Below are 20923 nucleotides of genomic sequence, written 5' to 3'. Positions count from 1 at the left end.
GTTGCTCAACAGGCAGATTCCCTCAGGACTTGTCGTCCTTGCTTATTGGGCGTCGGCGTCAGGCCGCTCCACAATCTTCCTCAACACAAACCCCGCCGCCACCAGTCCAAACGATGCCGTCACCACCATCGCCGATCCGAATCCGGCGCAATTGAGTCCGGTCACGCCGGCATCCTGCTTGCGTCCATCGGCGTCGACGGTGTCCAGCCCATCCGCAGCGTCGTCCGTATCGACCTCGCACACCTCCCCCTCGGGAAAGCGCAGCGGCTCGGTCGAAAACACCGCATCGATGCCGAACTTGTTCTTGGTCCCGCGCGGAAACTTGTGCCACGCGCGCAGGCGCTTGCGCACCTTGGCCAGCAAGGGTTCCTGCTCGGTGCGGCACAGATCGCGGATCTCGATCCTGGTCGGATCGATCTGGCCGCCGGCGCCGCCGCTGGTCAGCAGAGGCACCTTGTGCTCGCGGCAATAGGCGATCAGCGCCACCTTGGCGCGCACGTTGTCGATGGCGTCGACGACGTAGTCGAAACGTCCCTCGCCTATCATTTCGGCCACATTGTCGGGTGTCAGGAAGTCTTCGATCTCGGTGACCTGGCAATACGGATTGATCTGCATGATGCGCTCGTGCAGGGCGGTGACCTTGGCCTTGCCCAGCGTGTCGGTCAATGCGTGGATCTGGCGGTTGACGTTGGATTCGGCCAGGTTGTCGAGGTCGATCATGGTGATCTTGCCGATGGCGCTGCGGGCCAGTGCTTCGACGATCCAGGAGCCGACGCCGCCGACGCCGACCACGCAGACATGCGCCGCGCGAAAGCGCGCCAGGCCTTGTGCGCCGTACAGGCGGGCGATGCCGCCGAAACGGCGGTCGAAATCGATATCGGCGTCGTTGGCAGCAACGACAGGTTCAAGCTTGGACATGATGGTTATCCAGATAACAAAATAAAACAGGCTGTTTCCTGGGAAACAGCCTGCGGCAGTACAAACCTTACGCGTGGAAAACTTATACCACGGCGCCGTCGGTTTCGTCTTTTGGCTTGGCCGGCTTGATCAGGTCTTCGCGCTTGACGCCCAGCCACATGGCGATGGCGGCGGCGACGAACACCGACGAATAGATACCGAACAAGATGCCGATGGTCAGCGCGACGGCAAAGTAATGCAGCGTCGGGCCGCCGAAGATCAGCATCGACAAGACCATCATTTCAGTGCTGCCGTGGGTGATGATGGTGCGCGAAATGGTGCTGGTGATCGCGTGGTTCAAGACTTCCGGCGCGCTCAGCTTGCCGTAGCGGCGGTCGCGGAATGCTTCGCGCACCCGGTCGAACACCACCACCGATTCATTGACCGAATAGCCCAGCACGGCCAGCACCGCCGCCAGCACCGTGAGCGAGAACTCCCACTGGAAGAAGGCGAAGAAGCCGAGGATGATCACCACGTCATGCAAGTTCGCGATGACGGCGGCGACCGCGAATTTCCATTCGAAGCGGAAGGCCAGGTAGATCACGATGCCGATCACCACCATGCCCAGCGCCATCAGGCCGTCGTGCGCAAGTTCGTCGCCGACCTGCGGGCCGACGAATTCGACACGCTGCAACTGGACGTCAGGATCCTGCGCCTTGAGCGCGGAGATTACCTTCTCGCTTTGCTGTGCCGAGTTGACGCCGTGCTGCGCCGGCAGGCGAATCATCACGTCCTGCGCAGTGCCGAAGCTCTGCACCTGCGTATCGGTGAAGCCGAGGCCTTCGACCGACTTGCGGATGTTCTCGATGTTGGCCGCCTTCGGATAGGCGACTTCCATCACCGTGCCGCCGGTGAATTCAATCGAGAAATGCAAGCCGCGCGACAGCAGGAAGAACACTGCCAGCACGAATGTCAGCGCCGAGATGACGTTGAATATCAGCGCATGGCGCATGAAGGGGATATCTTTTTTGATGCGGAAAAATTCCATCACATACCTTTCTGTTCTGCGCCTTGTCCGGTCATCCGGTCAAGGCGCATTGGATCATGTCGATCGCTCTTGTTGGTTCTGCTGCGCTTATTTGGCGTCGGCCGCTTTGCTGTCGGTCTTGGCGCCAGGCTTGCTGCCGGCATCGCCCTGCGGCTTCCAGATCTGGCCGATGGCCAGGCTGGTCAGCTTCTTCTTGCGGCCGTACCACAGGTTGGCCAGGCCGCGCGAGAAGAACACGGCCGAGAACATCGACGTCAGGATGCCCAGGCAGTGAACCACCGCGAAACCGCGGATCGCACCGGAACCGAAGATCAGCAGCGCCAGGCCGGCGATCAGCGTCGTCACGTTGGAGTCGAGGATGGTTGCCCATGCGCGGTCGAAACCAATCGAGATCGCCGCCTGCGGCGAATTGCCGTTGCGCAGTTCTTCGCGGATGCGCTCATTGATCAGCACGTTGGAGTCGATCGCCATACCCAGCGCCAGGGCGATCGCCGCGATCCCGGGCAAGGTCAGCGTGGCTTGCAGCGTCGACAGCACCGCGACCAGCAGCAACACGTTGACCGACAGCGCCAGTGCGCTGAACAGGCCGAACAGCTGGTAGTACACGATCATGAAGACGGCCATCGCGGCGAACCCGTACAGCGTCGCGTCGAAGCCCTTGCGGATGTTTTCAGCACCGAGTTGCGGGCCGATGGTGCGTTCTTCGATGATGTCCATCGGTGCGGCCAGCGAACCGGCGCGCAGCAGCAGCGCCAGGTCGCTCGACGATTCGGCCGAACCCATGCCGGTGATCTGGAAGCGCGAGCCGAGTTCGGAGCGGATGGTTGCCACGGTCAGGACTTCGCCCTTGCCTTTTTCGAACAGCACGATGGCCATGGCCTTGCCGACTTTTTCACGGGTGGCGTCGCGCATCTTGCGGCCGCCGTCGCCGTTGAGGTCGATGCTGACCGAAGGCTGGTGGTTTTCGTCGAAGCTGGCGGAGGCGTTGGAGATGTAGTCGCCGGTCAGGACCGGTTCCTTGTACAGCACCACCGGAGCGCCCTTGCCGATCTTGAACAGTTCGGAGCCGAACGGCACGGCGGCGGTTTCTTCGGTGCCGCGGGCAACCGAGTCGTCGACCATGCGCACTTCCAGCGTGGCGGTGCGGCCGATGATGTCCTTGGCGCGCGAGACGTCCTGCACGCCCGGCAATTGGACCACGATGCGGTCGGCGCCCTGGCGCTGGATGATCGGCTCGGCCACGCCGAGTTCGTTGACGCGCTTGGACAGGGTCGAGATGTTTTGCTTGACGCCGTCTTCCTGGGTCTGCTTGAGTGCTTCCGGACGCAGTGTCGCGATCACCTTGAGGTCGTCGCCGCTGCCGCTGTCCGCCAGCGCCAGTTCGGACACGTCGGCAGCCAGGGCGCTCTTGGCCTTGTCGCGGGTGTCGGCGTCGCGGAACAGGATTTCGATACGGTCGCCGTTGCGGTTGATGCCGTTATGGCGGATGTTCTTGTCGCGCAGCACGCTGCGCACACTTGATTGCAGGCCTTGCAGGCGCTTGTTCAGCACCGCCTTGACGTCAACCTGCATCAGAAAGTGCACGCCGCCGCGCAAGTCCAGGCCGAGGTACATCGGGAAGGCGTGCAGGCTTTGCAGCCATTGCGGCGTGTTCGGCAGCAGGTTGAAGGCGACGATGTAAGTCGGATCGACGGGATCGGTGTTCAGGTCTTTTTCCAGCAGGGCCTTGGCCTTGAACTGGGTATCGGTATTAGCGAACCGGGCGCGCACGGAAGGCGCGCTGCTGTTGTCGAATGCGACGCTCTCTGGCGCAAGGCTGCCTTGTTGCAGGATCTGTTGCACGCGCTCGGCGACGGCGCTGTCGACCTTGATGGTGGACTTGGCGCTGCTGATCTGCACGGCAGGCGATTCACCGAAGAAGTTGGGCAGCGTATAGAGCGTGCCGAACAGCAAGGCGATGACGATTAAGACGTACTTCCAGAGAGGATAACGATTCATAGTGATTCAGCGTTGATGATGAACGTCCGGATGGACAGGTTCAAAACAAGGGCGCATCCGCTCGCGGCAAGATGCGGCAGAATGCGCCCTGTCAGCCGTAGGGCCGTATTACGGAATTACAGACCCTTGAGGGTGCCCTTGGGCAGCAGCGTGGTGATCGCGGCTTTTTGCACGACGACTTCATTGCCTTCGGATACTTCAACGGTGATGTAGGCATCGCTGACCTTGACGATCTTGCCCAGCAGGCCGCCGGAGGTCACGACTTCGTCACCCTTGGCGAGTGCTTCCATCATGGCCTTTTGTTCTTTTTGACGCTTCATCTGAGGACGGATCATCAGGAAGTACAACACAACGAACATCAGGATGATAGGCAGGAAGCTGGTCAGATTGCCCATCAGGCCGCCTGGGCCTGCAGCAGTAGTTTGTGCAATTGCATCGGTAATAAACACGTGGCGCTCCAAATGGTTGTTTAAAAAATAGCCCCGCATTTTAGCATTGCGCCGGGCGCATACCCCATTCCGCAGCGGCCGAAACAGGTGAAAGCGCCTTCAACAGGGAGAAATAGGCTTGCCGCAAGGAAAAAATTGCCATAACGGCATCGCCAACATGGGGGCGTGGCGTTACATTAACAAGCAAACTTACAAAAATCAGGAGACTGCCTCATACCATGCTGCCCATCAATCCACGTCCCTATCAGGACATCTGCAACGCCTTTCGCTGGGACATTCCCGAGCACTACAATATCGGCATCGACGTCTGCGACAAATGGGCTCTGCGCGAACCCGGCAAATTGGCGCTGATCCACGTCGGCGCCGATGGCGCCAGCCGCGATTACAGCTTCGGCGAAATCAAGGACAGCTCGGACCGCCTCGCCAACCTGCTGCTGTCGGCCGGCGCCAGCGTCGGCGACCGCATCGGCATCCTGCTGCCGCAAGCGCCCGAAACCGCCATCGCGCACGTCGCCGCCTACAAGATCGGTGCGATTGCGATCCCGCTGTTTGCGCTGTTCGGCGCCGAAGCGCTCGAATACCGGCTGCACAACAGCGGCGCGCGCGTGGTGGTCACCAACGCCGTGGGCGCCGCCAAGCTGGCTGGCATCCGTGACCGCTTGCCGGCGCTGAAAACCATCTTCACGATCGACGGCGCCTTCGACGGCACGGTCGATCTGCATCAGGCGCTGAAGCACGCCAGCAGCGATCTGACGCCGGTGCTGACCAAAGCCGACGATCCGGCCGTCATCATCTACACCTCCGGCACCACCGGCCAGCCCAAGGGCGCGCTGCATGCGCATCGCGTGCTGCTCGGCCATCTGCCGGGCGTGGAGATGTCGCACAATCTGTTCCCGCTGGAAGGCGACCGCATCTGGACGCCGGCCGACTGGGCCTGGATCGGCGGCCTGCTCGACGTGCTGCTGCCGGCCTGGCATCACGGCGTCGCCGTGGTGGCGCATCGCTTTGAAAAATTCACCGGCGAAGCGGCGTTCCAGTTGCTGCAGGATCAGGGCGTGCGCAACACCTTCCTGCCGCCGACTGCGCTGAAGATGATGCGCACCGTCGCCGATCCGGAAACGCGCTGGCGCTTCCAGTTGCGTTCGGTCGCCAGCGGCGGCGAATCGCTCGGCGTCGAGTTGCTCGACTGGGGTCGCAAGACGTTCGGCCTCACCATCAATGAGTTCTACGGCCAGACCGAATGCAACATGACGGTCTCGTCGAACGCCGCCGTCATGGCATGCCGCCCCGGCGCCATCGGCCGCGCCGCACCCGGACATACGCTGGCCATCGTGGACGCCGACGGCCGGGTGCTGCCGCCGGGCAGCGACGGCAACATCGCGGTGCAGCGGCCCGATCCTGTGATGTTCCTGCAGTACTGGAACAACCCGCAAGCCACCGCCGCCAAGTTCATCGGCGACTGGCTCCTGACCGGCGACACCGGCTGCATGGACGACGAGGGTTATATCCGTTTCGTCGGCCGCGACGACGACGTCATCACCTCAGCCGGCTACCGCATCGGCCCCGGCGAAATCGAAGACAACATCCTGCAGCACGCTGCCGTCAAGATGGTCGCGGTGATCGGCTCGCCCGATCCGCAGCGCACCGAAATCGTGGTGGCCGTGATCGTGCTCAACGACGGCGTCACCGGCGACGACAGGCTCAAGCGCGAAATCCAGGATCACGTCAAGGTGAAGCTGGCCGCACACGAATATCCGCGGGAAATTTTCTTCGTGGATGAATTGCCGATGACGACCACCGGCAAGGTGATCCGGCGCGAGCTGCGAGCGCAGGTCGGGGAATGGCGCAAGCTGGGCGATGCGGCATAAAAAAACATCCGGCGGGCAGGACCCGGCCGGATGTTAACCTCAAGCTTCAGGGGATGTTGACCTACAAAAAATCTACTGAGGACTCGGCGTCGAATCCAGCTTAGAACAGGTGACGGAAACCAACCATCAGCACAGTCTGGTTGCGTCCCGACGATGGCGAACCGTTTTGCGAATCGCCGACCACGGCCACGGCATCGACGATGCTGCCGGCCGTTTTACCCAGGGTCTTGCCGCGCGCCAGCTGATACGCTTCCAGCAGGTAGATCGCCGAACGCTTGGAGAACGAGTAGGTCTGCTCCAGCGCGACCTGATGGTATTTCGCCGCATCGCTGATGCCGTTGGCCGACTTCTCGAAGGTGTAGCTGTAACCGCCGGCCAACGCCACTTGCGGCGTCAGCTGATAGGTCGTGATCAGGCCCAGCGTCTGGAACGTTGCCTTCTGCGTGAACAGCGATCCGTTACCCGGCTTGTATTGCGCGTTGGCGTAGTTGGCGCCGAACATCCATTTGTCGATGGTGTAGCGCATCGCGCCGGCGATCATCTGCACGTTGTCCGAAGACACATAGCCGTTGTTGACCGCCGAGGTCGAGAAGCTGCCGGAGGCCGTGGAGTTCCACGCGTTGGCAGGACCGGAACCGTTCTTCAGGCGTTGATAGCCCAAGGCGAAGTTCCAGGCGCCGACGTCGTATTTGGCTGCAAGGCTGTAGGTATTCCCGGTCGATGTGCTGCCTGCTGTTTCGCCGAAACCGTACAAGGCGCTGACTTGCGCGCCACCGAACACCGGCGACGAGTAGGTCACCGAATTGCTGATGCGCACCGTGGTGTCGAGGCCGTCAACGTCGCCCGGGTGAGCGCCGGTGGCGCCGGTCAGGACGCTGGTCGGGCCGATCGCGCCGACATACAGGAAGTAAGGCGTGTACTGGCGACCGGTTGTAACGGTGCCGTAGCTGCTGTTGGTCAGGCCGACGAAGGACTGGCGGTTGAACAGCGTGTTGGCCGAACTCATGGCGCCGGTGTTGATGTCAAAACCGTTTTCCAGCGTGAAGATCGCCTGCGAACCACCGCCCAGGTCCTCAGCGCCCTTGAAGCCGATCTTGCTGGCCGCCAGGTTGCCGGTGCGCAGGTACAGATTGTGCAAGCCGCCCTGATTGTTGGTGTAGACCAGCGCGTTATCGAGCGCGCCGTAAATCGTCACGCTACTCTGTGCGGATGCCTGCATCGAAGCGCCGGCGGCGGCGATGACCAGTCCTCCCATTACCCAACTGCGTCGTAATTTCATTTCCTCTCCTCTTCTTGGATGATTGCGGTATTGCTCCGCCCTAAATTGATTCCGGCCTGCGGGGCGAGACCGGATTCAAAACTGTTGCGCGGCCCGACACACAGGGCCGCAAACGTCGATCGCAGACGCACAAACTCCCCCTTGCGGCAGGGGCGAACCTGCTGCAATGCTTGCGTAGTCAAAGGGGAACGCCGCTGGCGCGGCGCTGATCAGTTCAGGCCGCGTCCTATGTGAAGGGCGGGAATGCGCACAAGGCTGTGCAGATGCTGATTGTTTTCATCGCTGTCTCCGTCATGTGTGACGTCCTCTGCGGGACGCTGCGTCAACATGGCGATGAAACAGGTTCTATCGCCATGCTTTCTTGAATTCGTTCATCACCCGTTCCAGGTGCTCGCGCATCGCATCGCGCGCGGCCACCGGATCGCGCGCCACCAGCGCATCGAACACCTTCTGATGTTCTTCGAGCGAGGCTTCGCGCAATTGCGGCGTGTGGAAATGTTCTTCCAGCTTCTTCCACAACACGCCGCGCAACTGGTCCCACAATGCCGTGACGACTTGCGCCATCACGCTGTTGCCGCTGGCTTCGGCGATGCGGATGTGGAACAGCCGGTCATCCGCTTCATTGGCCAGCTTGTCGTTGAAGTTGCGCCCCATCGCCGCCAGCTGCGCATAAATCCTGTCGATGTCGGCGTCGGTGCGGTTCTGCGCCGCCAATGCCGCCACTTCCGATTCGATCACCCAGCGCGCGCGCAACAATTCGAACGGGCCGGCGCCGCCATCGGGAATGAAGCCGACCGGCTTGGTCGCCGCGTCGCACACATAGATCCCCGAACCGCCGCGCACTTCCACCAGTCCCTGCACTTCCAGCGCGATGATCGCTTCGCGCACCGAGGTGCGGCTGATTTCAAACCGCTCCGCCAGGCTGCGCTCGGAAGGCAGGCGTTCGCCGACCTTGAACTCGCCCTGCAGGATCAGATCTGCAATCTGCTCCGCCAGCCGCTGATACGAGCGCTCCGGCGCTGAAACTGGTTCCAACAATTCTGAACGCGCTGCTTTTTTAACTGCCTTTACTGCCGTATCCACATTTGCGGCTGATGATCGACTCTGACGATCTGCCATAAACACCCTCTTTTTTTACTTTAAATTGGTCTATCCACTGTATAGAAAAGCAGCGTTCAAAGCAAACAGTGGCTTACCAATTTCAGCGATACTCTCATTTTGGTCTAACCATGTCAACGATTATGCAGACCAATCTGTGGCTTAAAAACAAACGCCGGCGGGCGATCCCACTGACACCGGTATTGCAACAAGCAAATTGGAATGCCATAATCAATATTGGTTAGACCAAATTTATTTTTCACCCAGAACAGCGGGGCGCCCGGCACACACCGGACCGTTCCACACCGAGACAAGGAAATCGCATCCATGAAGATCCTCAGCGCCAAGGTCATCGTGACCTGCCCGGGCCGCAACTTCGTCACACTCAAAATAGAAACCGACCAGGGCATTTACGGTATTGGCGACGCCACCCTCAATGGACGCGAACTCGCGGTCAAATCCTATCTTGAAGACCACATCATTCCCTGCCTGATCGGTCGCGATGCCTCGCGCATCGAAGACACCTGGCAATACCTGTATCGCGGCGGCTACTGGCGCCGCGGCCCGGTCACCATGACCGCGATCGCCGCGGTCGACATGGCGCTGTGGGACATCAAGGGCAAGGCCGCCAACCTGCCGGTCTACCAGCTGCTGGGCGGCAAGAGCCGCGACGCCGTGATGGTCTACGGCCACGCCAACGGCCGCGACCATGCCGAGGCGCTGGACGCCGTCGGCCACTACATCGACATGGGTTACAAGGCGATCCGCGTGCAATCGGGCGTACCAGGGCTGGACAAGGCCTACGGCGTCGGCAAGGGCAACATGTACTACGAGCCGGCCGACAAGGGCCTGCCCGACGAAGAAATCTGGGACACGCCGCTGTACCTGCGCCACACGCCCGACCTGTTCGAGAAGGTGCGCGTCAAGTACGGCAGCGATCACCATCTGCTGCACGATTGCCATCATCGCCTCAAGCCGATCGAAGCGGCGCAGCTGGGCAAATCGCTGGAGCAGTTCAAGCTGTTCTGGATGGAAGACGCCACCCCGGCCGAGAATCAGGAAGCGTTCAAACTGATCCGCCAGCACACCAGCACACCGCTGGCCGTGGGCGAGATCATGAGCTCGATCTGGGATTGCAAGGACCTGATCCAGAACCAGCTGATCGACTACATCCGCACTACCGTGGTTCACGCCGGCGGCATCACGCATCTGCGTCGCATCGCCGATCTGGCCTCGCTGTACCAGGTGCATACCGGCTGCCACGGCGCCACCGATCTGTCGCCGGTGAGCATGGCGGCGGCGCTCAACTTCAATATGTGGGTGCCGAATTTCGGCATCCAGGAGTACATGCGCCATACGCCGGAAACCGACGCCGTGTTCCCGCACGGCTACTACTTCGACAAGGGTTACCTGGTGCTGCCGGATGCGCCGGGCCTGGGCGTGGACATCGACGAATCGGCTGCGCTCAAATTCCCGTATGAACGCGCCTATCTGCCGACCTGCCGCCTGCGCGACGGCACGGTGTGGAACTGGTAAGCACGATTTGCTCCCTGCAATGCCGCACGCCGTGCGGCATTTTTATTGTCCTGAAAGATCAACATGACGACACCGCAAGCCTGGTTCATCGGCGAATGCATGATCGAACTGCGACCCACCCACCTCCTGCAGCCGCCGCATGATGCACAACACATGCCGCGCGCGATGGCGCAATCGTTTTCCGGCGATGTCTACAACACGGCCGTGTATTTCCGTCGTCGCAGTCGGCAAATCGGGAGCCAATTCATTTCGGCCGCAGGCAACGACAGCATCAGCGCCTCGTTGCGCGACGAGGTAACGCGACAAGGCATCGGCGTCAGCCTGATGGCTGTCCATCCCGACGCCCTGCCCGGCTTGTACTGGATCGAAACCAATGCCGCCGGTGAACGCTCCTTCCTGTATTGGCGCCAGCAATCCGCTGCGCGCCACATGCTCGACGAAGCCCATGCCGATGCATTGATGCAGCAGGCGGCCCACTGCAGCTTGTTGTATTTCTCAGGCATCACACTGGCCATCCTCGACCGCGCGCGCCGCCGGCGCCTGCTTGATCTGGCGCAGGCGGTGCGGGCTCACGGCGGCTGGGTGGCGTTCGACAGCAACTACCGTCCGCGCCTGTGGGAGTCGCGCGACGAAGCCTTGCACTGGACCCGGCTGGCGCTGGCGCAGGCCAGCCACGCGCTGGTCACGCTCGATGACGAAAGCGCCCTGCACGGCGACGCCGACGCGCAAGCCTGCCTGCAGCGCACGCGCGCCGCCGGCGTCGGCGAAGTGGTGGTGAAGCTGGGGGAGCAAGGCTGCCTGGTGCAGGCGGTCGGCATGGACGCGGCACAAGCGGTGACTACGCAAAAAGTGACGGCGATCGATACGACTGCGGCCGGGGATTCCTTCAACGCCGCTTATCTGGCGGCGCGCCGACAGGGCGCCACCGCCATCGCTGCAGCCGAGGCGGGTTGCGCGCTGGCGGGCTGCGTGGTGATGCATCCCGGCGCGATCATGCCGCCGGAAGCAATGCCACCGTTGTGATTACGCGCCGCGCGCGCGATCTTCCTTGAACTTGACGACGAACTGCGCGAACTGTCCGACCTCGATGGCGGCACGGATTTCCTTCATGATCTGCAGGTAGTAATGCAGGTTGTGAATCGTGTTCAGGCGCGCGCCGAGGATTTCGCCGGTGCGGTGCAAGTGATGCAGGTAGGCACGCGAGAAGTTCTTGCAGGCGTAGCAATCGCAGGTTTCATCGAGCGGCTTGGTGTCTTCCTTGTAGCGCGCGTTCTTGATCTTGATGTCGCCGAAACGCGTGAACAGCCAGCCGTTGCGCGCATTGCGCGTCGGCATCACGCAGTCGAACATGTCGACGCCGCTGGCCACGCCCGCGACCAGATCTTCCGGCGTGCCGACGCCCATCAGGTAATGCGGCTTGTCGGCCGGCAGGCGCGGGCCGATGTGTTCCAGCACGCGCATCATGTCTTCCTTCGGCTCGCCGACCGACAAGCCGCCGATGGCGATGCCGTCGAAATCGAGTTCGTTCAGGCCAGCCAGCGATTCGTCGCGCAGGGTTTCGAACATGCCTCCCTGGACGATGCCGAACAGCGCGTTGGGATTCTCGCCCTTCTGGAATTCATCGCGCGAACGCTTGGCCCAGCGCAGCGACATGCGCATCGACTGCGCCGCCTCCACTTGCGTGGCAGGACGACCGTCGATTTCATACGGCGTGCATTCGTCGAACTGCATGACGATGTCGGAATTGAGCACGCGCTGGATCTGCATCGACACCTCCGGCGACAGGAACAGCTTGTCGCCGTTGATCGGCGAGGCGAAGTGCACGCCCTCTTCCGTGATCTTGCGCATGTCGCCCAGCGAGAACACCTGGAAGCCGCCCGAGTCGGTCAGGATCGGTTTGTCCCAACCCATGAACCCGTGCAAGCCACCGAACTTGGCCATCACCTCCAGCCCCGGGCGCAGCCACAGGTGGAAGGTGTTGCCGAGGATGATGTGGGCGTCAATCTCTTTCAATTCCAGCGGCGACATCGCCTTGACCGAACCGTAGGTGCCGACCGGCATGAAGATCGGCGTCTCGACCACGCCGTGGTTCAGTTTGACGCGACCGCGACGGGCGTTGCCGTCGGTTTTAAGGAGGGTAAATTCAAGCATAGTTAGGCGTTAAAAGCGTCACAAGTTAAAAGCATGGCGTCGCCATAGCTGAAGAAACGATATTGCTGCGCGATGGCGTGCGCGTAGGCAGCACGGATATTGTCGTAGCCGGCGAAGGCCGAGACCAGCATCAGCAGCGTCGACTTGGGCAGGTGGAAGTTGGTGATCAGGCGATCCACCGTCTTGAAGGTGTAGCCCGGCGTGATGAACAGCTTCGTGTCGGCGCTGCCGGCTTCCAGCGCTCCTGCCTGCGATGCCGACTCCAGCGCACGCATGCTGGTGGTGCCGACGGCGACGATCTTGCCGCCCGCCGCCTTCACCGCGCGCACCTTGTCCACCGTCTCTTGCGCGATGGTGTACCACTCGCTGTGCATCTTGTGTTCGGACAGGTCTTCCACGCGCACCGGCTGGAAGGTGCCGGCGCCGACGTGCAGCGTGACGAAGGCGGTATCGATGCCTTTCGCCTGCAACTGCGCCAGCAAGGCTTCATCGAAATGCAGGCCCGCTGTCGGCGCGGCGACCGCGCCCGGTTCCTTGGCGTAGACGGTCTGGTAGCGCGTTTCGTCGAACTCGTCGGCTGCGTGCTCGATGTAGGGCGGCAACGGCAAGCTGCCGTATTGCTCCAGCAGCGCGAACACGTCGGATGGAAACTGCAGCGTATAGAACTCGCCGTAGCGCTCGCCGACGATCACATCGAACGCATCGGCCAGATGAATGCGCGACCCCGGCGGCGGCGATTTGGAGGCGCGCACCTGCGCATGCACGCTGCGGTTGTCGAGCACGCGCTCGACCAGCACCTCGACCTTGCCGCCGGTTTCCTTGATGCCGAAGAAGCGCGCCTTGAGCACGCGGGTATTGTTGAAGACAAGCAGGTCGCCGGGCGCCAGCAGGTCGACCACGTCGGCGAAGCGGCGGTCGGTCAAGGTCGCGCCGTCAACCTGCAACAAGCGCGAGGCGCTGCGCTCGGCCAGTGGAAGCTGCGCGATCAAGCCGGGCGGCAAGTCGAAATCAAAATCGGAAAGTGAATACATAAAAATAGCCAATGAAAGCGGCAAAGCAGAAATACTGTGAAAAATACTGTAAATAAGCACAGTAAAAGCACAGTAAAATAGCGCCGAACCCTCTATTTTACGCTTTCTCGACATAGAAACCCTCTGCATGCCAGCACCGAAGAAGAAAGCTTCTGCCGACAGCACGAAGACGGCGACGGCAACGGCGACCGCGGCCAAGGCCGCCAAGAGCGCGCCGCCGTTGAGCAACGCCCAGAAAGCCCTGAACAAACTGGCCAAACTGGGTCTGCGTTCGGACATGGACCTGGCGCTGCACCTGCCGCTGCGCTACGAGGACGAGACCCAGGTCATGAGCATCCACGACGCCAGCCTGCGTGGCACGCAAGTGGTGCAGGTGGAGGGCGTGGTCAGCAAGAGCGACGTCCAGTTCCGCCCGCGCCGCCAATTGGTGGTGACGATTACCGACGACAGCGGTCCGCTGGTGATGCGCTTCCTCAACTTCTACGGCAGCCAGGCCACGCAACTTGCCGAAGGCGTGCGCGTGCGCGTGCGCGGAGAACTGCGCCACGGCTTCTTCGGCGCCGAGATGGTCCATCCTGCTTATAAAGTCGTGCTGGAAGGCGCGCCGTTGCCGACCGCGCTGACGCCGGTCTATCCGGCCGGCGAAGGCCTGTCGCAGGCCTACCTGCGCAAGGCCATCGGCGGCGCGCTGTCGCGCCTCGACTGGCGCGACACGCTGCCGCCGGCGATACTGGCCGAACTCAAGCTGGATGGTTTCGAAGCCTCGGTGCGCCAGCTGCACAACCCGCCGACCGACGTCGATGAGTACGCGCTGGAAGAGCGCTCGCATCCGGCCTGGATCCGCATGAAGTTCGACGAACTGCTGGCGCAGCAGTTGTCTCTCAAGCGCGCCCAGGCTGCGCGGCGCGCGCGCAACGCCAGTGCGTTGCCGACCATCGGCAAGATTTCCAAAGCCTTCGTCAAACAACTGCCGTTCAAGCTGACCGCTGCCCAGCAACGCGTGCTGGAAGAGATCCGCCACGACCTGCAGGAGTCCTTCCCGATGCAGCGGCTGCTGCAAGGCGACGTCGGCAGCGGCAAGACCGTGGTCGCCGCCATCGCGGCCGCGCAGGCCATCGACAGCGGCTTCCAGGCGGTGCTGATGGCGCCGACCGAAATCCTGGCCGACCAGCATTTCCGCAAGATCGCCGCGTGGATGGAGCCGCTCGGCGTCAAGGTCGCCTGGCTCACCGGCAGCCTCAAGAAGAAAGAAAAAGCCGCCGCCAATGCCCTCATCGAATCCGGCGAAGCGCGCCTGGTGATCGGCACGCATGCGCTGATCCAGGACAACGTGCAGTTCCGGAAACTCGGGCTGGTGATCGTCGACGAGCAACATCGCTTCGGCGTCGGCCAGCGGCTGGCGTTGCGCAACAAGGCGCGGGATAACACTGCGGGCGATGCCGACATCGACGCCGCGCCGCAAACCGTCCCGCATCAGCTGATGATGTCGGCCACGCCGATCCCGCGCACGCTGGCGATGACCTATTACGCCGATCTGGAAGTGTCGGTGATCGATGAACTGCCGCCCGGCCGCACGCCGATCGTCACGCGCACCATCGACCAGAACCGCCGCGACGAAGTGATCGCGCGCGTCCATGCGGCGGCGCAGGAAGGCCGCCAGGTTTACTGGGTCTGTCCGCTGATCGAAGAGTCCGAAGCCCTGCAGTTGCAGACCGCCACCGATACCTATTCCATGCTGGCCGAAGCGCTGCCCGACCTGCGCATCGGCCTGGTCCACGGCCGCCTCAAGCAAGCGGAAAAGCAGGACGTGATGGACGCCTTCAGCCGCGGCGAGATCCATGTGCTGGTCGCCACCACCGTGATCGAAGTCGGCGTCGACGTGCCGAACGCCTCGTTGATGGTGATCGAACACGCCGAACGATTCGGCCTGTCGCAGTTGCACCAGTTGCGCGGCCGCGTGGGTCGCGGCGCCGCCGCCAGCGCCTGCATCCTGCTGTACCAGAGCCCGCTCGGCGGCACCGCCAAGCAGCGCCTGATGACCATGCGCGAAACCGCCGACGGTTTTGAAATCGCCCGCCGCGACCTCGAAATCCGCGGCCCCGGCGAATTCCTCGGCGCGCGCCAGTGGGGCGAAGCGTTGCTGCGTTTCGCCGATCTCGCCACCGATCAGTGGCTGGTGGAAAAGGCGCGCAACCTGGCGCAGACGCTGCTGCAAAATGACGACGCCATCGTCGATGCGCATTTGCAGCGCTGGCTGGGCGGCAAGGAAGACTTCCTCAAAGTTTGACGATATCAGGCGTTTTTCCATCGGGCCCTCCGCCGACGCATTTACAAGCCGGTCGACTTCAACGACATTAGCGTTTTCCAACGGAGCCATCATGTCCACTGCCCTGCCCAACAACGCACCGCCGGATGACAACGACGTCCTGCACTCTCCGGCAAGCATCCTGTCCGGCCGCCTGCGCGTCGCGCTGGGTGTGGCGCAAGGCGTGCTGCTGTATGCACTGTATTCAAGCTGGAATGCCAAGACCGGCCTGGCGACGCAGCCGCTGCTGTTCGTTCCCGCGCTGATGCTGGCGGGATTCCTGCCGATCATCGCGGTGTCCGGCATCGGCCATCTGTCGCGACGCAATCTGCTGATCTGGCTGGCCGCGCTGGCCGTCATCCTGTCCGGCCTGGGCGTCTACGATGCCTGGCGCGCCGACCTGTCGTCGCTGCTGCCATCGGCATCCACCGGCAGTGGCATGGACGGCCGGCCGGAGCTCCTGCCTTCCGCCACGCTGTTCCTGCTCGCCGTGGCCGGCCTGTTCATCGCGCAAGCCATGATGCTGGCCGGCGATGCCGACGGCAGGCGCATCGCGACCTACCGCAGCTATTTTGAAATGGCGTGGAAGCTGCTGGTGCAGCTGCTGTTCGCGACGCTGTTCACTGGCCTGTTCTGGCTGGTGCTGGAAACCGGCAACGCGCTGTTTTCGCTGATCAAGCTCGACTTCCTCGGCAAGCTGCTGGAAAGAAGCTGGTTCAACATCCCCGTCACCACGCTGGCGTTCTCCTCGGCGCTGCACCTGAGCGACGTCCGCCCGCAGATCGTCGCCGGCATCCGCAAGCTGCTGCTGACCTTGCTGTCGTGGCTGCTGCCGATCGCGACCATCGTGATCGGCGCCTTCCTGCTGAGCATTCTTGCCACCGGCCTGGAACCACTATGGCAGACACGGCGCGCCACGCACGTGCTGCTTGGCGCCGCCGCACTGCTGGTAGTGCTGATCAACACGGTCTATCAGGACGGCAATCACCTGACGACACGCTCGCATCGGTTCTTCACGGCGTGCCTGCGCGTCGCTTGCCTGCTGCCGGCGCCACTGGTCTTGCTGGCGGTGTATTCGCTGGGATTGCGCGTGGCCGAATACGGCTGGACCGTAAGCCGCGTGGCGGCGGCGACGTGCGCGCTCGTGGCCGCCATGTATGCCGCCGGCTATGCGCTTGCGGCCCTGAGCGCGCGTGACAAGCTGCAGCGCATCGCCTCGACCAATGTGCTGGCGAGTTTCGCCATCCTCATTGTGTTCCTCGCGCTGCTGTCGCCGCTGGCCGATCCGGCGCGCATCGCCGTGGCCGACCAGCTGCATCGCCTGGCAATCGGGAAAACCGTTCCGCAACGTTTCGACTTCCACTTCCTGCGTTTCGACGGCGCACGTTTCGGCGTGCAGGAACTGAAACGCTTGAGCGAACAAAAGAACGGCGCCTATCCCGTTGCGGTGGAAGAAAAAGCAAGGTCGGCGCTGGCCGGCACCAACCGCTGGGACAGGGAGGAGTTCGACGAAATCGCGCCCGACGCGGCGAAGAACATTCGCGTACATCCCGCCGGCAGGCAATTGCCTAAAGAATTCATCGCGCAAGACTGGCGCAGCGACAAGCAAAGATGGAGTTTGCCGGCCTGCATGACGCGCGGTGATCGCCAGTGCGATGCCTACCTGGTCAAACCCGATCCGTCCGGCACGGAACAGGTGCTGGTGTTCGACGGCAACAGCATGCCGGCTCTGTTCGCATGGTCCGGCGTCGGCGCCTGGCAATTGGCCGGCAAGCTGATGGCGACGCCCTCCTGCATCGATGAATTGAAGAAGACGGCAGAACGTGGCTCCCTGAACTGGCAGCCGCCGTTACAGCACGACATCGACATCAATGGCGTGCACCTGCGCATGCAGGTCGAGCAGACGGTGACGAAATGCGCGCCTGACGAACTCAAGAAATAGACGTCAGGGGAAGCTTTTCATGTATGCCAGCAGGTTGTTCAGCTCCTGCGCGTTGCTGATGCCCCAAAAGCGCATCCTGGTCCCCGGCACCACGTCGCCGGGGGATTTCATGAAGGCCCGCAGCTTGTCTTCGGTCCAGACGATGTGTGAATTCTGCATCGCCGGCGAGTATCGATAATCTTTGGTCGCCGCCGCAGGACGGCCGACGATACCGTTGAGTTGCGGTCCGAAGCCGGCGCGCGCCGACGGTCCGATCTGATGACAACTGGCGCATTTGGCGAAGGCCGCCTTGCCGGCGGCGACATCACCTGTGACGGCGTGCGCTGGTCCGGATATTCCCATCCAGACAGCCGTCGCCAGCAATGCCAAGGCGGCTGCCTTACCTGCGTCATTGCCTTGTTTGTGATCTTCTTTGTTACCCGATTTCATCCCTGCAAATCCCATGATTGCCTCTGTCATTGGCGGCAACTTTAGCACGCGGCGCCTACCCTGCATGCGGCCCGCAAATGAGCTATAGTCTGCGGATACCAGCTCGCAGAAATCGTATGACACTCACCGAACTCAAATACATCGTCGCCGTCGCCCGGCAAAAGCATTTCGGTCATGCCGCCGAAGCCTGTTTCGTGGCGCAGCCGACCTTGTCGGTCGCCATCAAGAAACTGGAAGATGAGCTCGGCGTGGTCATCTTCGAACGCGGCGGCACCGAAGTATCCGTCACGCCGCTCGGCGCCCAGATCGTCGCCCAGGCCGAACGCGTGCTGGAACAGACCGCCGCCATCAAGGAAATCGCCAGCCAGAACAAGGATCCGCTGTCCGGCCCGCTGCGCCTGGGCATCATCTACACCATCGGCCCCTATCTGCTGCCCTCGCTGGTCAAGACCATGATCGAGACCGTGCCGCAGATGCCGCTGATCCTGCAAGAGAATTTCACCACGCGCCTGATCGAATTGCTGCGCCAGGGCGAACTGGACGCCGCCATCATGGCGCTGCCGTTTCCCGAGCACGGCCTGATCGTGCAACCGCTGTACGATGAAGAATTCGTCATTGCGCTGCCCAGGAACCACAAGTGGGCCGAGCGCAAGGAGATCACCGCGCAGGATCTCAAGACCGAAACCATGCTGCTGCTCGGCAACGGCCATTGCTTCCGCGACCAGGTGCTGGAAGTCTGCCCCGAAATGTCGCGCTTCTCGACCGCCGGCGACGGCATCGCGCGCACCTTCGAAGGCTCGTCGCTGGAAACCATCCGCCACATGGTCGCCTCCGGAATCGGCATCACCGTGCTGCCGCGCGCCTCGGTAACCGACATGCACACCAAGGACGGCACCGTGCGCTATGTGCCGTTCACCAAGCCGGTGCCGTCGCGCCGCGTGGTCATCGCCTGGCGCAAGAGCTTCACGCGCCACACCGCCATCGATGCCGTGCGCAAGGCGGTGTTGTCGTGCGCCCTGCCGGGCGTCGACATGCTGCATGAGGCCGAATTGACCGAAGGCTGATCCGTCGGGGCCCGCAAAGGAGCAAGCGCCGCGCACACCGTGCAGTGGATCGTCTGCGGGGCCCGTGATTTTTGCCGGCAAATGCATACGCAATAAACCATCGCAGGAGAATTCGTTTGAGCCAGTCGCCCTTCGCGCTGTACGTCGACGCGCAATTCATCAGCCCTTACGCCATGTCGGCCTTCGTTGCGCTGACCGAAAAACAGATCGACTTCACGCTGCACACCGTCGACCTGACGCTGCAGCACAACCATCTGCCGCAATACGCGCAATGCTCGCAGACGCGCCGGGTACCGACATTGGGCGATGGCGATTTCCACCTGTCGGAATCGTCTGCAATCGCCGAGTATCTGGAAGAGCGTTTCCCCGCGCCCGGCCATGTCTCGTTGTATCCCGCCGCCCTCCAGCACAAAGCCAAGGCGCGCGAAATCCAGGCCTGGCTACGCAGCGACCTGATGCCGATCCGGCAGGAACGTCCGACCGAAGTGGTGTTCCTCGGCGAAAAGCGCGCGCCGCTGTCGACCGCCGGCCAGTTCGCCGCCAACAAGCTGATCGCCGCCGTCGACATCTGGCTGAGCGAAGGCGCAGAACACCTGTTCGGCACCTGGAGCATCGCCGACCTCGACCTCGCCGTCATGCTCAACCGCCTCGCGCTGCATGGCGACGCGCTACCGTCCAAGCTGTCCGACTACGCTGCGCGCCAGTGGCAACGGCCGTCAACGCAACAGTGGCTTGCCTTGCAACAGGCGGCGCGCTGAACCTGCATTGATTTGCTTCAACAACATAACTACATCTCAGGGAACGCCATGAACATTGCTGGATTTTTCACTCTTCGCCGCACGGCATTCGCCGCTATTGCCGCAACGCTGCTGGCCGCCGCGCCGGCCTTCGCGCAAACCGCCTCGCTGCACCTGATCAATGAATATCCGGCGACGTCCGTCACCGCCAGCGCCGACCTGCAATTCGCCGCCGCCGTGAACAAGCTGTCGGGCGGCGACGTCGTCGTGGCAACCCTGCAGGAAGCCGCCAATCCCTACAAGGGCAAGGACCAGGTCAGCGCCGTGCGCGACGGCAAAGCCGAAATCGGCACCCTGTTCGCCGGCATACTGGGCGGCGCCGATTCGTTCTTCCTGCTGTCTTCGCTGCCGTTCGTGGTCGACGATTTCGAGCAGGCGCAAAACCTGTTTACCTGTACCCGTCCCGAACTGGAACGCCATCTGGCGGCGCTCAACATGCGCTTGCTGTACGCCACGCCGTGGCCGCCATCCGGCATCTGGTCGGCCAAACCGGTGGCCGGGGTCGGCGACGTCAAGGCGCTCAGCATCCGCACCTATGACGACAACAGCCGCGGCGTCTTCCAGCGCGTCGGTGCGCAAAGCGTCAACCTGCCGTTCTCGGCCGTCGGCGCCAAGCTGACTTCCGGCGAACTCAACGCCGTACTGTCGTCAGGCGACGGCGGCGCCGGCAATCGCCTGTGGGATTACCTGCCCAATTTCACCGCAATCAGCTACGCCATCCCGCTGAGCTACACGGTCATCAACAACGAAGCCTGGAACAAGCTGACGCCGGCGCAGCAGAGCACGCTGACGCAAGCGGCGAAGCAGACCAATGAGGCCAGCTGGGCCACCGTCAAGAGTCGCATCCAGGACAACTACACCCGCATGAGCGAGCACGGCATGCGCCTGAACCTGCAACCGGCCGCAGCGGTCCGCGTGGCGTTGCGCCAGGCCGGCCAGGAACAGGCCGACAGCTGGTGGCAGCAAGATAAAAATAATGAAATCCGCGCGCGCTGCGTGCCGCCGGTGCAGGCAAAATAGGCGTTGAGCAG

The 20923-nt window shown here is 62.4% G+C and carries 17 protein-coding genes; 8 read left to right on the top strand and 9 right to left on the bottom strand.

The features are described from left to right. Window positions 1-42: 42 nt before the first annotated feature. From tcdA to yajC, 4 genes are all read right to left on the bottom strand, one after another. Window positions 43-918 carry a tRNA cyclic N6-threonylcarbamoyladenosine(37) synthase TcdA gene (gene tcdA / locus DXT88_RS04025; RefSeq protein WP_265211717.1) on the bottom strand — a complete coding sequence of 292 codons (876 nt, stop codon included), beginning with the start codon at window positions 916-918 and terminating at the stop codon, window positions 43-45. A gap of 82 nt (window positions 919-1000) precedes the next feature. Continuing rightward, on the bottom strand, window positions 1001-1945 hold the full coding sequence (secF, locus tag DXT88_RS04020) for a protein translocase subunit SecF (protein ID WP_016836679.1): 945 nt from the start codon (window positions 1943-1945) through the stop codon (window positions 1001-1003). Between the two features lie 87 nt (window positions 1946-2032). Then, window positions 2033-3943, bottom strand: coding sequence for a protein translocase subunit SecD (secD, locus tag DXT88_RS04015; RefSeq protein WP_265211716.1), 1911 nt, complete (start codon window positions 3941-3943; stop codon window positions 2033-2035). A gap of 116 nt (window positions 3944-4059) precedes the next feature. Continuing rightward, window positions 4060-4392: a preprotein translocase subunit YajC gene (gene yajC / locus DXT88_RS04010; protein ID WP_029364038.1), complete on the bottom strand. Its 333-nt coding sequence runs from the start codon at window positions 4390-4392 to the stop codon at window positions 4060-4062. Window positions 4393-4610: 218 nt separating this feature from the next. Here yajC and DXT88_RS04005 point away from each other — a divergent pair, with 218 nt between their 5' ends. Next, window positions 4611-6260, top strand: a complete 1650-nt coding sequence (locus DXT88_RS04005; protein WP_265211715.1) for an acyl-CoA synthetase — start codon at window positions 4611-4613, stop codon at window positions 6258-6260. A 100-nt stretch (window positions 6261-6360) separates the two neighbouring features. On the opposite strand, the gene DXT88_RS04000 is transcribed toward DXT88_RS04005, so the two are convergent. Together DXT88_RS04000 and DXT88_RS03995 are read right to left on the bottom strand one after the other, a co-directional pair. Further along, entirely contained in the window at window positions 6361-7539 is a 1179-nt protein-coding gene (locus tag DXT88_RS04000; RefSeq protein ID WP_265211714.1) for a porin, read from the bottom strand. Window positions 7540-7884: 345 nt separating this feature from the next. Further along, window positions 7885-8658, bottom strand: coding sequence for a FadR/GntR family transcriptional regulator (locus tag DXT88_RS03995; protein ID WP_265211713.1), 774 nt, complete (start codon window positions 8656-8658; stop codon window positions 7885-7887). Between the two features lie 306 nt (window positions 8659-8964). On the opposite strand from DXT88_RS03995, the gene manD reads away from it, so the two are divergent. Then, window positions 8965-10173, top strand: coding sequence for a D-mannonate dehydratase ManD (gene manD / locus DXT88_RS03990; protein ID WP_265211712.1), 1209 nt, complete (start codon window positions 8965-8967; stop codon window positions 10171-10173). A 63-nt stretch (window positions 10174-10236) separates the two neighbouring features. Next, window positions 10237-11196, top strand: coding sequence for a sugar kinase (locus DXT88_RS03985; protein ID WP_265211711.1), 960 nt, complete (start codon window positions 10237-10239; stop codon window positions 11194-11196). Here the strand turns inward: DXT88_RS03985 and tgt are convergent, their stop codons facing one another. Both tgt and queA read right to left on the bottom strand, forming a co-directional pair. Continuing rightward, window positions 11197-12324, bottom strand: coding sequence for a tRNA guanosine(34) transglycosylase Tgt (gene tgt, locus DXT88_RS03980; protein ID WP_265211710.1), 1128 nt, complete (start codon window positions 12322-12324; stop codon window positions 11197-11199). 2 nt (window positions 12325-12326) lie between these two features. Continuing rightward, window positions 12327-13355, bottom strand: coding sequence for a tRNA preQ1(34) S-adenosylmethionine ribosyltransferase-isomerase QueA (gene queA, locus DXT88_RS03975; RefSeq protein WP_265211709.1), 1029 nt, complete (start codon window positions 13353-13355; stop codon window positions 12327-12329). 127 nt (window positions 13356-13482) lie between these two features. On the opposite strand from queA, the gene recG reads away from it, so the two are divergent. Beyond that, window positions 13483-15642 carry an ATP-dependent DNA helicase RecG gene (recG, locus tag DXT88_RS03970; protein WP_265211708.1) on the top strand — a complete coding sequence of 720 codons (2160 nt, stop codon included), beginning with the start codon at window positions 13483-13485 and terminating at the stop codon, window positions 15640-15642. Window positions 15643-15733: 91 nt separating this feature from the next. Continuing rightward, window positions 15734-17602 carry a DUF4153 domain-containing protein gene (locus DXT88_RS03965; protein WP_265211707.1) on the top strand — a complete coding sequence of 623 codons (1869 nt, stop codon included), beginning with the start codon at window positions 15734-15736 and terminating at the stop codon, window positions 17600-17602. Between the two features lie 3 nt (window positions 17603-17605). Here the strand turns inward: DXT88_RS03965 and DXT88_RS03960 are convergent, their stop codons facing one another. After that, window positions 17606-17944 carry a c-type cytochrome gene (locus DXT88_RS03960; protein ID WP_265211732.1) on the bottom strand — a complete coding sequence of 113 codons (339 nt, stop codon included), beginning with the start codon at window positions 17942-17944 and terminating at the stop codon, window positions 17606-17608. A gap of 203 nt (window positions 17945-18147) precedes the next feature. On the opposite strand from DXT88_RS03960, the gene DXT88_RS03955 reads away from it, so the two are divergent. From DXT88_RS03955 to DXT88_RS03945, 3 genes are all read left to right on the top strand, one after another. After that, a complete protein-coding gene (locus DXT88_RS03955) occupies window positions 18148-19095 on the top strand; it encodes a LysR substrate-binding domain-containing protein (RefSeq protein WP_265211706.1) in 948 nt (315 codons plus the stop codon). Between the two features lie 116 nt (window positions 19096-19211). After that, on the top strand, window positions 19212-19853 hold the full coding sequence (gene yfcF / locus DXT88_RS03950; RefSeq protein ID WP_265211705.1) for a glutathione transferase: 642 nt from the start codon (window positions 19212-19214) through the stop codon (window positions 19851-19853). A 48-nt stretch (window positions 19854-19901) separates the two neighbouring features. Beyond that, window positions 19902-20912, top strand: coding sequence for a TRAP transporter substrate-binding protein (locus tag DXT88_RS03945; protein ID WP_265211704.1), 1011 nt, complete (start codon window positions 19902-19904; stop codon window positions 20910-20912). The last annotated feature ends 11 nt before the right edge of the window (window positions 20913-20923 follow it).

This window comes from Herbaspirillum lusitanum (assembly GCF_026127345.1).
Taxonomy (GTDB): domain Bacteria; phylum Pseudomonadota; class Gammaproteobacteria; order Burkholderiales; family Burkholderiaceae_D; genus Herbaspirillum; species Herbaspirillum lusitanum.
This window is presented reverse-complemented; position numbering and strand designations above follow the sequence as displayed.